This window comes from Streptomyces sp. NPDC085946, from assembly GCF_044540485.1.
Classification (GTDB): Bacteria; Actinomycetota; Actinomycetes; order Streptomycetales; family Streptomycetaceae; genus Streptomyces.
Genome location: NZ_JBITSF010000001.1, coordinates 647,927 through 662,795, shown reverse-complemented (window position 1 = coordinate 662,795; position 14,869 = coordinate 647,927). Strand labels below are relative to the sequence as shown.

The following is a 14,869-nucleotide window of genomic DNA, read 5'->3' as shown; positions in this document are numbered from 1 at the left end:
CCGCCGTGGAGACGGGCGCCGTGGGCACGGGCACCACGGGCGCGGGCGTGGACGCCGCGGACACGAGCACCGCGGGCACGGACACCGCGGGCGCGAGCACCACGGGCGCGAGCACCGCGGGCGCCGGGGCCGTGCGGTCCGCCGCTTCCTCGCTCACCGAGCGGCAGGAGGCGCGGCGCCGGCGGATCCTGCAGGCGAGCGCGCAGCTGGCCGGCCGGGGCGGGTTCGACGCGGTGCAGATGCGCGAGGTCGCGGAGTGCTCCCAGGTGGCGCTCGGGACGCTGTACCGCTACTTCCCGTCCAAGGTGCACCTGCTGGTCGCCACGATGCAGGACCAGCTGGAGCACCTGCACGCCACGCTCCGGAAGAGGCCGCCGCGGGGCGAGAGCGCGGCCGAGCGGGTCGCGGAGACGCTGATGCGGGCCTTCCGCGCCCTGCAGCGCGAGCCCCAGCTGGCCGACGCGATGGTGCGGGCCCTGACCTTCGCCGACCGCAGCGTGTCGCCCGAGGTCGACCAGGTCTCCCGGCAGACCACGGCGATCATCCTGGACGCGATGGGCACCCGGCACCCGGCCCCCGGGCAGCTCGCGGCGGTCCGCGTGATCGAGCACACCTGGCACTCGGCCCTCATCACCTGGCTCTCCGGGCGCGCCTCCATCGCCCAGGTGAAGGCCGACATAGAGACGGCCTGCCGCCTGATCGACCTCAGGGACGCCTGACCGACCCGGAGCGGACGAAAGTTTCGCCGCCGTCCCGGTCGTCGCCATCCGGCCGTCGGGGTGTCCGAAGTGAGCAGGGTGGGCCGGTAGATGCCGGTAAGGCGGCGCTCGTGTTTCGGCCATCCCTGGCGGCGCCGTGCGCGGACGGTTGACGCCCCCCACTGCCCTTCGTACGGTCTGCGCAGCGATCGGCCGATGAGCCGAAACTTTCGGACCCCCTCAGGGGCCCACCCGCACTCGTGTCCGCACGTCCGCACGTCCGCACACCCAAGGGAATGACATGGGCATGATCAAATGGGGCCGGCGTTCCCGCGCCGCCCTGAGCCTCACCACGACCGCGCTGCTCACCACCACCGCCCTCGCCGCGCTGTCCACCGGCGCCGAGGCCGCCGACACGCTGGGCTCCGCCGCGGCCGGCAAGGGCCGCTACTTCGGCACCGCGGTCGCCGCGAACTACCTGGGCGAGGCGCCGTACGTCTCCACGCTCAACACCGAGTTCACCTCGGTGACGCCGGAGAACGAGATGAAGTGGGACGCCGTCGAGCGCTCCCGCGGCACCTTCACCTACGGCTCCGCCGACCAGATCGTCAACCACGCCCTGGGCCGGGGCATGCAGGTGCGCGGGCACACGCTGGTGTGGCACTCCCAGCTGCCGAGCTGGGTCTCCGGCCTGGGCGCCTCCGACCTGCGCTCGGCGATGAACAACCACATCACCCAGGTCATGCAGCACTGGAAGGGCAAGATCCACTCCTGGGACGTGGTCAACGAGGCGTTCCAGGACGGCAACAGCGGGGCCCGGCGCAGCTCGCCCTTCCAGGACAAGCTCGGCAACGGCTTCATCGAGGAGGCGTTCCGCACCGCCCGGGCCGCGGACCCGGCCGCCAAGCTCTGTTACAACGACTACAACACCGACGGCGTCAACGCGAAGAGCAACGCCGTCTACAACATGGTCAGGGACTTCAAGTCCCGCGGCGTGCCGATCGACTGCGTCGGCTTCCAGTCCCACTTCAACAGCGCCTCGCCGGTCCCCTCCGACTACCAGGCGAACCTCCAGCGCTTCGCCGACCTCGGCGTCGACGTGCAGATCACCGAGCTGGACATCGAGGGCTCGGGCACGTCCCAGGCCACCAGCTACTCCAACGTCGTACGGGCCTGCCTGGCGGTGACCCGCTGCACCGGCATCACGGTGTGGGGCATCACCGACAAGTACTCGTGGCGGGCGAGCGGCACGCCGCTGCTGTTCGACTCCAACTACGCCAAGAAGCCCGCGTACACCGCCGTGCTGACCGCGCTCGGCGGTTCCTCCGACGGCGGGGGCGGCACCCCGGGCGCGGCCTGCACCGCGACGTACACCAAGAGCGCGGAGTGGAGCGACCGTTACAACGGCACGGTCACCGTCAGGGCGGGCAGCGCGGCGATCAGCACCTGGTCGGTGACGGTCACCCTGACGCCTCCGCAGAAGGTCTCGACGACCTGGAACGGCACGCCTAGCTGGGACTCCAGCGGCAACGTCATGACGATGCGGCCGAACGGCAACGGCAGCCTGGCGGCCGGGGCGTCGACGAGCTTCGGCTTCACGGTCATGAAGAACGGCAGCAGCGCGGCTCCGTCGATCGGGGCGTGCACGGCGTCCTGAACGGGTCGGGCCGCCTGACCGGCAAGACGCCCACCGACGGGCCCGCACCGCGCGCGAGCGGCGGTGCGGGCCCGTCAGCCGAGCGTCGTCAGGCCGCTCCAGCCGCGGCCGGCCGGGGTCCGGGCGGCCCACTGCTCCAGCAGGCGACGGGCCTCCTCCGGCGGGGCCGCGAGCGCGACCCGCTGGGCGCCCGCGCGCACGTTCCGCTCCTGGTGGCGCGTGCCCTCGCCGCAGCACGCGCAGAGCGTCTCCACGCCGCTCGCGGGTTCCGCGCCGAAGCCGTGCCCGGTGAACGACTCGACCAGCGCCGCCAGGTCGGCCGCCGCCGCGGCGTCCACCGTCACCTCCAGGGTGGGCAGGCCGGACGCCTCGAAGAGCAGCAGTTCGTCGAAGACCGGGTAGGTCACGCCGTCGACGACCCGCTCCCCCTTGGGTTCGCCGTCGTGCACGACGATCTCCCCGTACCGCCGCCCGCCGGTCACGGGCACGTTGACGACCCGCCCCCGGGCGGGGCACAGCCGCTCGACCCACACGACCTCGCGCTGCCCGCCGGTGTCGAGGCGGACGCAGGCGTGGCCGAAGCGGCCGGTGATCTCGCCCTCGCCGTCGGGGAGTTCGATCCCGAAGCCGGCCCAGGCGTCGCGGGCGGTGGCCCAGTCGCGCCGGATCGTGGCCGCGATGCCGAGGTTCCAGAAGGCCGGGTCGCCTTCTCCGCGCGGGGCACGGGCGGCCGCCTCGCGGCCCAGTTCGTACGCCTTGGCCCAGTTGCGCAGGAACTTGTGGGCGAGCGCCGCGTCGTACCACCACACCGCGCTCGGTCCCTCGTCGGGGAAGTGCGCGAGCACCCGCTCGAACAGGTCCGCGGCGCGCAGCCACTCCTCGGCGTCCCACGCCGTGTACGCCTGCTCGACGAGGCCCTTCGCCTCGGACGTGCGCACGCCTGTCCACCCCCGCGTTCGATCCACCGGAACCGCAGGAGAGTACCCCGGCCCGGACGGCACGGCGATCGCCCCGGACCCGGAGGCGGGGACGCCCGCCGACCTGGCCCGCTTCCCCGCCTGCTGCCCGGCCACCTCGCTCGGCCGGGACCTCGGACGGGCGGTCGTCACGGTCGTCCTGACCCTGGCCCTGGGCACGCCGGTCCTCAAGGCGCTGCGCCGCACCACCCGGCGGGCGGCGTTCGAGACGCCGGTCACGTTCGAGGGACCCGGCGGCGCCCCGCCGGGGTGAAGCACCCCACATGACGCGGATCACGTACGAAGCCGGGCCGTAGTCCCGGCGATCTCGGCGCGCCCGCCGCGCACCGCTCTGACCTGCACGTTGAGAGCCGGGTCACACAACGGACCTCCCTCCCACATGCGACCACCACTAGTAAAAGGGGTCATTGCGGACGCCCCTCGGTCCTGCTTGTCTGAACGACGTCGCCAGGCGCCGACGAGCCCTCAGGGCCGCGGCGCCGCCGTGTGCCCCCGCCCCGCACCGCGTGGTTCCGGCATGCCGCGACCGTCCCGCTCCCGTCGAAAGGCACGCCCCTGTGACCGCCGTTTCCGTCCTCCGCCGCATCGCCACCCCGAAGAAGGCCCTCACCGGCGCCGCCCTGGCCGCCGTCACCGCCGGCACGCTGATGGCCGCCGCGCCCGCGCAGGCCGCGACGACCGGGGCGTCCTCCGCCCGGGCGATCGCCGAGAAGATGATCGGCGACTCGGCCCAGTTCCAGTGCTTCTCCAAGATCGTCGAGCACGAGAGCGGCTGGGACGTGAACGCCACCAACGCCTCCAGCGGCGCCTACGGCCTGGTCCAGGCCCTGCCGGCCTCCAAGATGGCCTCGGCGGGCGCGGACTGGAGGACCAACCCGGCCACCCAGATCGAGTGGGGCCTGGACTACATGAAGGACCGCTACGGCAGCGCCTGCGACGCGTGGAGCTTCTGGCAGTCCAACGGCTGGTACTGATCCGGGCCCACACCCCCTCAGCCGGAGGCGGCGGTCCCCCGATCCCCTGGGGCCGCCGCCTCCGCCGTACCCCGGTGCGGCCGGTGCGGCGCGGCCCGCGCCGGTGACGTCCCCGCCCCGTCGGGCCTCCTCGCCACCGTGGCCCCGGCCGACCCCACCGTCACCCGGCCCTCGCCGTCCCCGCCGGCGGCACCCGAGGGCCGGGTGCGCGCGTACTGCGGCCGGACCGCGTCCCCTCCTGGCCACGCCGCCCCTGTACGCCCCGCGGTGGACCGTCCTCGCCGCCGGCGGCGGTGACCTGACCGCCCTGCGGGCCCGGGCCGGCCTCGCGGCCCGGCACGGCGGGCCGGCGTACGGCCCCTTCCGGTACGGCGGCACGCACACCGCCCACCACAGCCCGATCTCGCCGTACCCGATGGCCGCCGCCGGGGCCCGCGCCGTCACGGCCGCCGCCGGTCTCGCCGCGTCCCGGCCGACGGCGGTGCCGACCGGCCGGACCGGCGTGCGCGCCCCGCCCCGCTCGCCCCGCTCGCCCCGTGGTGCGACGCGGTCTCCGGCCGGACCGCCTTCGCGCCCGGCGTCGCCCTCGCCCTCGCGCCCGGCGTGCTGCCGACCGGCCGGCCGGCGCCCGTCCGGCGGGACGCGCACCGGCGGGTGGACCGGGTGCGGGACGCCGGGCCGCTCGTCCCCGCGCCCGGCACGGCGGTGCGCACGGGCGGTGCCGGCCCGGTGCTGCGGGTGGCGCGGCCGGGCGCGGGACCGCGCGGACCGCCCGCTCGCCGCGGCCGCGGTCCGACGGCGGGTGCCCGAGCCGCGCCGGGGAGTTCACCCGGCTGACCGTCTCCGCCCCCGGGGAGGACCGGATCAGCTCGCAGTACGGTCCCTCACCGGCTCCGGCGGCGGCTCGCTGCCGACCCGCGCGGCCGCCGTCACCGTCCGCGCCCGCGGCCCCTGGAGCACGTACGTCAGGCCGAAGCCCGCGCCCACCACCAGCGCGCCGCCCACCGCGTCCAGCACCCAGTGGTTGCCGGTCGCCACGATCGCCGAGGCCGTGAAGAAGGGGTGCAGCAGCCCCAGCGCCTTCATCCACCCCCGCGGCGCGACGACCGCGATCACCAGGCCGCACCACAGCGACCAGCCGAAGTGCAGCGAGGGCATCGCCGCGTACTGGTTGGTCAGGGCGGTGAGCGTGCCGTAGTCCGGCTGGGTGAAGTCCTGGACGCCGTGCACGGTGTCGATGATCCCGAGCGTCGGCATCAGGCGCGGCGGGGCGAGCGGGTAGAGCCAGAAGCCGGCCAGGGCGAGCAGCGTGGTGAAGCCGAGGGCGGCGCGGGCCCAGCGGTAGTCGACCGGGCGGCGCCAGTAGAGCAGGCCGAGGACGGTCAGCGGGACCGCGAAGTGGAACGACGTGTAGTAGAAGTCGAAGAAGTCCCGCAGCCAGCCGACCTTCACCACGGCGTGGTTGACGGCGTGCTCGATGTCGAGGCGCAGCACGCGTTCGAGGTCGAGGATCTGCCGGCCGTGGTGCTCGGCCCGGGCCCGCCCGGCCTCGTTGCTGCCGCCGGTCGCGGCGAGCCGGACCTGGGAGTAGGCGGCGTAGGTGACCCGTATGAGCAGGAGCTCCAGCAGGAGGTTCGGGCGGGTCGGGACGCGGCGCAGGAACGGCAGCAGGGGGACGTGCCGGAAGCGGGCGGGGACGGGAGCGGCGTGCTCCGCGGGGACGGGTGCCCGGTACTGCGGCGAGGTGCGCGACAGGAACGGCACGGCGGTGGCGGCGGCCAGCGCGGCCAGCAGGACGACGTTGTCGCGCAGGGGGTGCAGGACCGCCAGGTCCGGCAGCAGCATCTTCGCCGGCAGGGTGGTGACCAGCACGACGGCGACCGGCCAGACGTACCGGTCGCAGGCGCGCCGGCCGGCCCGTCCGACGACCGTGAGCAGCACCCACAGCAGTTGGTGCTGCCAGGCGGTGGGCGAGACGGCGATGGCGGCGCAGCCGGTGATCGCCACCGCGAGCAGGAGCTGCCCGTCGCGGGCGCAGCGCACCGCCCGGCGCAGGCCGAGGACGACGACGGCCGCGCCGAGCAGCAGGAAGAGGGCGGTCTCCAGCGGTCCGGACAGGCCGAGCCGCAGCAGGGCGCCGTGCAGGGACTGGTTGGCGAGGTCGTCGGCCCGGCCGCCGAGTCCGGCGCCCGCCATGTGGTGCACCCAGTAGGTGGCGGAGTCGCGCGGCATCGCGGCCCAGGCCAGCGCGGTGCACGCGGCGAAGGTGACGCCGGCGGCGAGCGCGGCCCGTCTGCGGCCGGTGAGCCACAGCAGCGGCGCGAACAGCAGCAGGGTGGGCTGGAGGGCGGCGGCGACGCCGATGAGCGGGCCGCCGGTCCGCCGGCCGGGCACGACGGAACAGCCCAGCAGCACGAGCAGGACGGGGATGATGCTGGTCTGGCCGAGCCAGAGGGTGTTGCGCACCGGCAGCGACAGCATGAGCAGGCTGATGGCGACCGGAGCGGCCAGCAGCGCGGTGCGGCGGCCGACCGGCTGCGGCAGGGCGCGGGCCGCGATCACGCCGAGCGCGGCGACCAGCAGCAGCGTGCCGAAGGTCCAGCCCCAGCCGAGGGCCTGCTCGGCCGACCGGGTGAGCGGCTTGAGGACCAGGCCGCCGAACGGCGTGCCGGTGAAGCGCGTCGAGTCGTACAGCGACCCGGTGACGTGCAGGACGCCGTCCGGGCCGACCCAGGTCTCCAGGTCCGTCAGCCGCTCCCCGCGCGGCGAGCCGAGGACGGCGGTCACCTGGCGCACGGCGAGGACGGCGGCGACCAGCCACAGTCCCAGCCGCGCCGCGCGCAGGCGCGCCCCGGCCTCTCCGGCGGCCGTCGCGCCGAACGTCTCGGCCGGTCGTCCGCTGTGCTGCGCATCCGCCACGCCCTGCCGGCCTCCCGCCCGTCCGTCCCGCGCGTCCGCGCGCGGGGTCCCTCCGCGCACCTTATGAGGCGCGCACCGCTCCCGGAGGAAGACGCGACAGCGCCCGGTGCGCCTGACGTCCGTCCGTCTTTGTCCGGATGTCGACGGTGCGGGGGCGCCGGGGTTGCCCGCCGCCGACGCGAGATGACTCACACGCGCGACGTCGCGCGGGCGCCGCGCGGCCCGCGGACGTGCCTGCACAGGGGCCATTTAGATGCAGTGTGCAATGAATTTGGCACCCCGCGTAAAGGGGCGGACGGCGCCTATGGTCGCTTTTCGGACCGCCGACAGCGTCGCCGCGCGGACCGCGCCCCTGTCCCCGTCGAAAGTAGGCGAGCCGCGTTGTGTCGACTGCCGCAGTAGCCCCGCACCCGTTCCCGGAGCCCCGCACCGCGCCCCCCGGCGCCACCGTCACCGACCCCGCGCTCGTCCGGCGCGCCGTGAAGGCGGCCGCCCTGGGCAACGCGATGGAGTGGTTCGACTTCGGCGTCTACAGCTATCTCGCGGTGACGCTCGGGAAGGTCTTCTTCCCCTCGGGCAACCCCACCGCCCAGTTGCTGTCCACGTTCGGCGCCTTCGCCGCGGCCTTCCTGGTCCGCCCGCTCGGCGGCCTGCTCTTCGGGCCGCTCGGCGACCGCGTGGGCCGCCAGAAGGTCCTCGCACTGACCATGATCATGATGGCCGCGGGCACCTTCGCGATCGGCCTGATCCCGTCGTACGCCGCGATCGGCGTCGGCGCCCCGGTCCTGCTGCTGGCCGCCCGCCTGGTGCAGGGCTTCTCCACCGGCGGCGAGTACGCGGGCGCGTCCACCTTCATCGCCGAGTACGCCCCCGACCGGCGACGCGGGTTCCTCGGCAGCTGGCTGGAGTTCGGCACGCTCGCTGGGTACATCGGCGGCGCGGGCCTGGTCACGGCGATGACCGCCCTGCTGTCCTCCGAGGACCTGCTGTCCTGGGGCTGGCGCGTCCCGTTCCTGATCGCGGGCCCGATGGGCCTGATCGGCCTCTACCTGCGGATGCGGCTGGAGGAGACCCCGGCGTTCGCGGCCGAGATGGAGAAGGCGGAGGCCGCCCGGCCGAAGGTGCCGCTGCGCCGGGCGGTGACCGGGCAGTGGCGGGCCCTGCTGCTGTGCGTGGGCCTGGTGCTGGTCTTCAACGTCACCGACTACATGCTGCTGTCGTACATGCCGAGCTACCTGACCAGCGAGCTGCACTACGACGAGACGCACGGGCTGCTGGTCGTGCTCGGCGTGATGGCGCTGATGATGGTCGCCCAGCCGTTCGTGGGCGCGCTGACCGACCGGGTCGGCCGCCGCCCGGTGATCGCGACGGGCTGCGCGGGCTTCCTGCTGCTGTCCGTCCCGGCCCTGCTGCTGATCCGCCAGGGCAGCCTGGCGGCCGTGGCGCTGGGCATGGCCGCGCTGGGGCTGCTGCTGGTCTGCTTCACGGCCGCGATGCCGGCGGCGCTGCCCGCCCTCTTCCCGACCCGGGTGCGCTACGGCTCCCTGTCGATCGGCTTCAACGTCTCCGTGTCCCTGTTCGGCGGCACCACCCCGCTGGTGGTCACCGCCCTCATCGGCGCGACCGGCGACATGATGATGCCCGCGTACTACATGATGGCCGCGGCCGTCGTCGGCGGCGTGGCGGTCTGGCGCATGACGGAGTCCGCGGGCCGGCCGCTGCCGGGGTCGCCGCCGGCGGTGTGACCGCGCCGGGCCGGAGCCGCGGGCGGTCGTGCCGCCGGGTCCCCCGGTCCGACCCCGGCGGCGCCGGGCCCCGGCCGCCCGCCGGGGCGACACACCCGGCGGAACCCCCTGACACGGGCGGACCCCGCGACTATCCTCACCACCGACGACTAGTTAGCCAATCTAACTAGGCATACGAAAGGCACGGTGCATGAGCGAGTCGCAGCTCTGGCAGGACGTGGACGACTACTTCACCGCCCACCTCGCCCCGGACGACGACGCGCTGGCCGCCGCCCTGCGCGACAGCGAGGCCGCCGGCCTCCCGCAGATCGCCGTCACGGCGTCCCAGGGCAAGCTGCTCCAGCTCCTCGCCGAGATCCAGGGCGCCCGCCACATCCTGGAGATCGGCACGCTCGGCGGCTACAGCACGATCCGGCTGGCCCGCGCCCTGCCCGCCGACGGCCGGCTGATCTCCCTGGAGTACAGCCCCAAGCACGCCGAGGTCGCCGTCCGCAACATCGCCCGGGCCGGACTGGACAAGCTCGTCGAGGTGCGGGTGGGCCCGGCCCTGGAGTCGCTGCCGCGGCTGGCCGACGAGAACCCGCCCCCGTTCGACCTGGTCTTCATCGACGCCGACAAGGCCAACAACCCGCACTACGTGGAGTGGGCCCTGAAGCTCACCCGCACGGGCAGCCTGATCGTCGTCGACAACGTGGTCCGCGGCGGCCGGGTCGCCGACCCGGACGACACCGCGCCCGACGTGCGCGGCACCCGCGCCGCCCTCGAACTCATCGGCAGCCACCCGAGGCTGAGCGGCACGGCCGTCCAGACGGTGGGCGGCAAGGGCTACGACGGCTTCGCGCTGGCCCGGGTGCTGGCCTGAGGCCGCCGCCTCAGACCTCGTGGTAGAAGCCGACGTTGACGCTGCGCGGGCCGGTGCGGTCCTGGATGACGACCTCGCCGCTGCCGCCCCGGGGCAGCGCCACCGTGCCGCCGTAGGGGACGGGCTGCGCGTACTCCCCGACCGTCAGCCGGACCTCGGAGGACGGGTCGGGGTGCGAGCCGTGCAGCCAGGTCAGCCGCCAGGCGCCGTCCGGACCGCACAGGAACTCCAGGTGCACCCGGGAGACGAACAGCCAGTCGTCCGGCGTCGCGAGCCGGCACACCGACCGGTCCCGGCCCACCCGCAGCACGGCGCCCGGCTCGCTGGGCGCGTCGGCCATGAGCATGCCGGCCGTGGCACCCGCGTCCGCCTCGGAGACGGCGGCCATGGTGAGTTCGAGCACGTGCGCTCCTCCTGAAACGTCCCGGTGGCCGGGAACGGCCCCGCGCGGGGACCGGGTCGTCCGCCGCCGCCGCATGATAAATCGCCCGGCACCGTCCCGTCCGGCACAATGGCCTCATGACCGAGCGAAAGCCGCCCGGTGTTCCGTTCGAGTCCTGGGCCGAGAAGCAGATCCGCGACGCCGAGGCGCGCGGGGAGTTCGACGCACTGCCCGGCGCGGGCCGGCCGCTGCCGCGGGACCTGGAGTCGTCGTACGACGAGCTGTGGTGGGTGAAGCGGAAGCTGGTCCGCGAGGGCGTGTCGGTCCTGCCGCCGGCGCTGGCCCTGCGCAAGGAGGCGGAGGACGCGCTCGCCGCGGCGCTCGCGGCGCCTTCCGAACGGACCGTCAGGAAGATCCTGGCCGACGTCAACGTCCGGATCCGCGACATGATGTTCAAGCCGCCGCCCGGCCCCCCGCTGGGCATGAAGCCGTACGACGTCGACGAGGTCGTGCGGCGGTGGCGGGAGCGCCGGGCGGCCGGTGGACCGGCGGGTCCTCCTGGTTCACACGTGTAGCAGCCGTTCCGCCAGTTCGCGGTAGTCCCGCAGGGCCAGGCGGAGTTGTTCGGTGTCGGCGTTCGTGGTGGGCCTGCCCCCGCCCGCGTCGGCGGACTGCCAGGACCGGCGCAGCGTACGGCGGCGCTGCGTCACGGCGTCCGTGAAGCGGGAGGCGAGCTCCTCCAGCACGTGGTCGGCCTCCTCGACGGCCGCCTGCGGCTTGTCGACGAACTCGGCCACGGCGTGCTGGAGCCGCGCGGCGAGCGTGTCGGACTCCTCGTGGGGCAGCAGCCGGGCGCCGTCGCCGGAGGCGGACCCGCCCGGGGTGCGGTCACCGTGCGTACCGGTGGCCTCGTGGCCGCCGAAGGCCGTGCGGCCCGCGTCCGCGGCGCCGGTCCCGCCCGCGCCGCGCGTGTCCGCCGTGCCGCGGAGGTCCTGCGCGCCGGCGGGGGACGGCTCGCCGCGGCCCGTGCCGGAGGAGGCGCCGTGGCCCGTGCCCAGGGCGGACTCCCCCCGGGCGTCGGGGGCGCGGTCCTCGGGCAGCGGGGTGGCGCGCTCGGCGAACGCGCCGTCGCCGGGCTGCCGGGTCGTGTCGGACATGTGCCTCAACTCTCCTTCGCCTGACGTCGGTGCAGCGCCCATGGCAGGTGTCCGCGGGCCGCCGGTGCCTTGCGTCCGCCGTGCGCGTCGGCGCGGTGGCGGCCGCCGTCGTGCCGGTCCGCCCGCACCAGTTCCTCGAACAGGGCGCGGGCCTCGACCATGGCCTCGCGCATCTCCTCGGTGCCCGCGCCGCCGCCCTGGCCGCCGTTCACCTGGGCCTGCACCACGCGGTGCACGCGCCGGTAGCCCTCGACGTGGTGGGCGTGGTGCACGGACAGCGCGGACAGCTGCTCCTCGTAGCGCCCGCCGTCCGGGAAGCCCCGGGCCCCGGCCACCTCGGCCAGCAGCCGGTCCGCCTCGGTCACCGCCTCCCGGGGCGAGTCGACGAACCGCTCCTGGGCGGCCGTCCAACGCGCCTCGAACTGCTCCCGCTCGGCGGGTTCCAGCGGCCGCGCGCGCAGGTCGCCGTGGCGCTCGACGCGCTCGGCGAGTTCGCGCTCGGCGGCCTTCGCGTCCCCGCCGTGGCGGGCGACGGCACGGTCGTACTCCGGCCCGAAGCGGCGCTTCAGGCTCGTGCCGCCGCCACGCGAGCCGCGGGAGCGCAGGGTCAGGACGGCCGCGAGGACGACGACGGCCGCCACGATCACGATCAGAGCGATGATCACGCCTGTGGACATGAATGCCTTCCGGGTTCTCGACCCAGCCGGCTCTCCTCGCGAGCCGGCTCGTTGCTCGGGTTGCCCCGTAAACAGGCCTCAAACGGCGTCAGGAGGCCGCCGGGAGGCCGTGCGGGCCCTGGACCGGCCGTGCCGCGGAAATCCGGTTGCACGGCGCGTAGGGCGGCTACGCAGAATGCGGACCATGAGCTGGACCGTCGCCCCGGAACCCTACGACTCCCCCGTCGCCGCCGCGCTCTGGCGCGCGTACTACACGGAGGTCAGCGACCGCTGGTACCTGCTGCACGAGGGGCGCCGCACCGAACCGGACGAGCTGGAGCGGGAGATCGCCGCCGTCCCGGGCACCGACCTCGCGCCGCCGCGCGGGCGGCTGCTGGTCGCGCGGTACGGCGGCGAGCCCGCCGGCAGCGCGGGCGTCCGGCTGCTGGACGGCGGGACGACCGCCGAGCTCACCCGGGTCTTCCTGTACCCGGGGATGCGCGGCAGGGGCGGCGCGGCGCTGCTCGTGCGCGCCGCCGAGGACGCGGCCCGCGCGCTCGGCGCCACCCGGATGGTCCTCGACACGCGCGGCGACCTGGTCGAGGCCCGCGCCCTGTACGCCCGCCTCGGCTACCCGGAGACCGAGCCGCACAACGACGCCCCGTACGCCGACCACTGGTTCGCCAAGCCCCTGGGCTGACGGCGGGCGCACCGGTGTCAGCCGGTGCGCGCCGCCGGCCGCTCGTCGTGCGGCCGCTCCCGCTCCGAGCCGCACAGCTCCCCGGAGAGGTCCTTCACCAGCTGCACGAGGTCGGTCGGCCGGTCCGGCCCCCACCAGTCGCCGAGCAGTTCGGCGAGCGAGTCCTCGCGGGCCCGGGCCAGCCGGTCGGCGACCTCGTGCCCCGGGTCGGTGAGGAAGAGGTCGAGGCCCACGCGGTACGCCAGGCGCCGCTCCTCGACCTGGCGGGCCGCCTCCATGATCACGGTCAGCGGGACGGGCGCGCGCTCGGCGAGCACGGCCGGTTCCACGGAGCCGTGCCGCTTGATCCGCAGCAGCAGCCAGCTCGCGGCGGGCAGCAGGTCGTACCCCGCCCGCGCGGTGATCTCCTGGTAGATCCGGCGCCGGCCCTCGCGGGAGCCGAGCACCGACAGCGCGCGGCACACCTCGTCGTACGACGACCGCTCGACCGGGTTGCTCGCGAAGGTCTCCGTGCCGTCGGGCGCCGTGACGGAGCCGCGCAGCCGGTCCTCCTTGAGGAACCAGGCCAGGACGAAGGCGAGGAACGCGACGGGCGCGGCGTACAGGAAGACGTCGGTGATGGCCGAGGAGTACGCGTGCAGGGCGGCCGGGCGCAGGGCGGGCGGCAGGGCGGCGATGCCGCGCGGGTCGGCCTCCAGCGCGTCGGCGGAGACGCCGGGCGGCAGCGGGGCGCCGCGGAAGGCGTCCGCCAGCTTGTCGCCGAGCCGGCCGGCGAAGACCGTGCCGAAGACGGCGACGCCGAAGGAGGCGCCGATCGAGCGGAAGAAGGTCGCGCCGGAGGTGGCGACGCCGAGGTCCTCGTAGGCGACGGCGTTCTGCACGATGAGGACGAGCACCTGCATGACCAGGCCCAGGCCCACGCCGAACACGAAGAACCAGGCGCTCATCTCGGCGGTGGAGCTGTTCTCGTCGAGCCGGTGGAGCAGGAGCAGGCCGGCCGTGGTGACGGCGGTCCCGGCCACCGGGAAGACCTTCCAGCGGCCGGTGCGGCTGACGATCTGCCCGGAGACCGTCGAGGACAGCAGCAGCCCGAACACCATCGGCAGCATGTGCACGCCGGACATGGTCGGGCTGACGCCCTGCACGACCTGGAGGAAGGTCGGCAGGTAGGTCATCGCGCCGAACATCGCGAAGCCCACGACGAAGCTGATGACGGCGGAGAGGGTGAAGATGCGGACGCGGAACAGCTTCAGCGGCAGCACCGGCTCGGCCGCCCGCCGCTCGGCGGCCACGAAGGCGACGGCGAGGACGACGCCCAGCACGGCGAGCCCGACGATCTGCGGGGAGCCCCAGCCCCAGGTGGTGCCGCCGAGGGAGGCGACGAGCACCAGGCAGGTGGCGACCGAGGCGATGAGGAAGGTGCCGAGGTAGTCGATGACGTGCGGCACGGAGCGGCGCGGGATGTGCAGGACGGCCGCGATCACGGCGAGCGCGACGACGCCGACGGGCAGGTTGACGTAGAACACCCAGCGCCAGCTCAGGTGCTCGGTGAACAGCCCGCCCAGCAGCGGCCCGAGCACGCTGGTCGCCCCGAACACGGCGCCGAAGAGCCCCTGGTAGCGCCCGCGTTCCCGGGGCGGGACCAGGTCGCCGACGATCGCCATCGACAGCACCATCAGCCCGCCGCCGCCCAGGCCCTGCACGGCCCGGAAGGCGATCAGCTGGGGCATGTCCTGCGCCGTGCCGCACAGCGCGGACCCGACCAGGAAGATCACGATGGCGGTCTGGAACAGCCTCTTGCGCCCGTACTGGTCCCCCAGCTTGCCCCACAGCGGCGTCGCGGCCGTCGACGCCAGCAGGTACGCCGTGACCACCCAGGACAGGTGCTCCATGCCGCCGAGGTCGCTGACGATGGTGGGCAGCGCCGTCGACACGATGGTCTGGTCGAGGGCGGCGAGCAGCATGCCGAGGAGCAGGGCGCCGATCGACACCAGGACGTTGCCGGGCACGTGCTCCTCGCCGGTGTCCGGCCGCGGGCCCTTCGGCGCGGGCTGCTTCTCCGTCATGCCGTGCGCATCCCCGGCCATGGAGACCTCCTCCGGCTCTCGCGACACCCTCCCATGGTGATGTGTGTGACCGGTT

13 protein-coding genes and 1 pseudogene are annotated in these 14,869 nt (G+C 74.8%); 8 read left to right on the top strand and 6 right to left on the bottom strand.

Translation table 11 applies throughout. From position 1 onward, the window contains the following. Positions 1-131 precede the first annotated feature (131 nt). The gene (locus ACIF8T_RS02930; RefSeq protein ID WP_400031470.1) at positions 132-719 is read left to right on the top strand and encodes a TetR family transcriptional regulator; all 588 of its coding nucleotides are present in this window, start codon (positions 132-134) and stop codon (positions 717-719) included. Positions 720-999: 280 nt separating this feature from the next. Then, positions 1,000-2,355, top strand: coding sequence for an endo-1,4-beta-xylanase (locus ACIF8T_RS02925; RefSeq protein WP_400030463.1), 1,356 nt, complete (start codon positions 1,000-1,002; stop codon positions 2,353-2,355). 74 nt (positions 2,356-2,429) lie between these two features. Here ACIF8T_RS02925 and ACIF8T_RS02920 read toward each other — a convergent pair whose 3' ends face one another. Next, positions 2,430-3,293, bottom strand: coding sequence for a tetratricopeptide repeat protein (locus ACIF8T_RS02920; RefSeq protein ID WP_400030462.1), 864 nt, complete (start codon positions 3,291-3,293; stop codon positions 2,430-2,432). 67 nt (positions 3,294-3,360) lie between these two features. Here ACIF8T_RS02920 and ACIF8T_RS02915 point away from each other — a divergent pair. Beyond that, a pseudogene (locus tag ACIF8T_RS02915) lies at positions 3,361-3,585 on the top strand (ECF transporter S component); the annotation flags it as partial. 304 nt (positions 3,586-3,889) lie between these two features. Further along, positions 3,890-4,306, top strand: coding sequence for a transglycosylase SLT domain-containing protein (locus ACIF8T_RS02910; RefSeq protein WP_400030460.1), 417 nt, complete (start codon positions 3,890-3,892; stop codon positions 4,304-4,306). 864 nt (positions 4,307-5,170) lie between these two features. On the opposite strand, the gene ACIF8T_RS02905 is transcribed toward ACIF8T_RS02910, so the two are convergent. Next, a complete protein-coding gene (locus tag ACIF8T_RS02905; RefSeq protein ID WP_400030458.1) occupies positions 5,171-7,225 on the bottom strand; it encodes a phosphatase PAP2 family protein in 2,055 nt (684 codons plus the stop codon). A gap of 383 nt (positions 7,226-7,608) precedes the next feature. On the opposite strand from ACIF8T_RS02905, the gene ACIF8T_RS02900 reads away from it, so the two are divergent. Together ACIF8T_RS02900 and ACIF8T_RS02895 are read left to right on the top strand one after the other, a co-directional pair. Then, positions 7,609-8,970: an MFS transporter gene (locus ACIF8T_RS02900; RefSeq protein ID WP_400030456.1), complete on the top strand. Its 1,362-nt coding sequence runs from the start codon at positions 7,609-7,611 to the stop codon at positions 8,968-8,970. A 190-nt stretch (positions 8,971-9,160) separates the two neighbouring features. Beyond that, the gene (locus tag ACIF8T_RS02895; RefSeq protein ID WP_400030454.1) at positions 9,161-9,832 is read left to right on the top strand and encodes an O-methyltransferase; all 672 of its coding nucleotides are present in this window, start codon (positions 9,161-9,163) and stop codon (positions 9,830-9,832) included. A 10-nt stretch (positions 9,833-9,842) separates the two neighbouring features. Here ACIF8T_RS02895 and ACIF8T_RS02890 read toward each other — a convergent pair whose 3' ends face one another. Beyond that, positions 9,843-10,235 (bottom strand): hypothetical protein, encoded by a 393-nt coding sequence (locus ACIF8T_RS02890; RefSeq protein ID WP_400030452.1) that lies wholly within the window; start codon positions 10,233-10,235, stop codon positions 9,843-9,845. A 116-nt stretch (positions 10,236-10,351) separates the two neighbouring features. Here ACIF8T_RS02890 and ACIF8T_RS02885 point away from each other — a divergent pair, with 116 nt between their 5' ends. Then, entirely contained in the window at positions 10,352-10,789 is a 438-nt protein-coding gene (locus ACIF8T_RS02885) for a DUF1992 domain-containing protein (protein WP_400030450.1), read from the top strand. On the opposite strand, the gene ACIF8T_RS02880 is transcribed toward ACIF8T_RS02885, so the two are convergent. Next, positions 10,778-11,371 carry a hypothetical protein gene (locus ACIF8T_RS02880; RefSeq protein WP_400030448.1) on the bottom strand — a complete coding sequence of 198 codons (594 nt, stop codon included), beginning with the start codon at positions 11,369-11,371 and terminating at the stop codon, positions 10,778-10,780. The two genes, ACIF8T_RS02885 and ACIF8T_RS02880, sit on opposite strands and share 12 nt — an antisense overlap. Positions 11,372-11,376: 5 nt before the next feature. Next, positions 11,377-12,048 (bottom strand): hypothetical protein, encoded by a 672-nt coding sequence (locus tag ACIF8T_RS02875; RefSeq protein ID WP_400030446.1) that lies wholly within the window; start codon positions 12,046-12,048, stop codon positions 11,377-11,379. 184 nt (positions 12,049-12,232) lie between these two features. On the opposite strand from ACIF8T_RS02875, the gene ACIF8T_RS02870 reads away from it, so the two are divergent. Further along, positions 12,233-12,727: a GNAT family N-acetyltransferase gene (locus ACIF8T_RS02870; RefSeq protein ID WP_400030444.1), complete on the top strand. Its 495-nt coding sequence runs from the start codon at positions 12,233-12,235 to the stop codon at positions 12,725-12,727. Positions 12,728-12,744: 17 nt separating this feature from the next. Here ACIF8T_RS02870 and ACIF8T_RS02865 read toward each other — a convergent pair whose 3' ends face one another. After that, positions 12,745-14,814, bottom strand: coding sequence for a DHA2 family efflux MFS transporter permease subunit (locus tag ACIF8T_RS02865; protein WP_400031469.1), 2,070 nt, complete (start codon positions 14,812-14,814; stop codon positions 12,745-12,747). Positions 14,815-14,869 lie beyond the last annotated feature (55 nt).

Excerpts from the sequence above, each read along its gene's own strand:
- ACIF8T_RS02880 (WP_400030448.1), bottom strand. The coding sequence starts at position 11,371 with ATGTCCGACACGACCCGGCAGCCCGGCGACGGCGCGTTCGCCGAGCGC.
- ACIF8T_RS02870 (WP_400030444.1), top strand. The coding sequence starts at position 12,233 with ATGAGCTGGACCGTCGCCCCGGAACCCTACGACTCCCCCGTCGCCGCC.
- ACIF8T_RS02895 (WP_400030454.1), top strand. The coding sequence starts at position 9,161 with ATGAGCGAGTCGCAGCTCTGGCAGGACGTGGACGACTACTTCACCGCC.
- ACIF8T_RS02925 (WP_400030463.1), top strand. The coding sequence starts at position 1,000 with ATGGGCATGATCAAATGGGGCCGGCGTTCCCGCGCCGCCCTGAGCCTC.
- ACIF8T_RS02865 (WP_400031469.1), bottom strand. The coding sequence starts at position 14,814 with ATGGCCGGGGATGCGCACGGCATGACGGAGAAGCAGCCCGCGCCGAAG.
- ACIF8T_RS02885 (WP_400030450.1), top strand. The coding sequence starts at position 10,352 with ATGACCGAGCGAAAGCCGCCCGGTGTTCCGTTCGAGTCCTGGGCCGAG.
- ACIF8T_RS02875 (WP_400030446.1), bottom strand. The coding sequence starts at position 12,048 with ATGTCCACAGGCGTGATCATCGCTCTGATCGTGATCGTGGCGGCCGTC.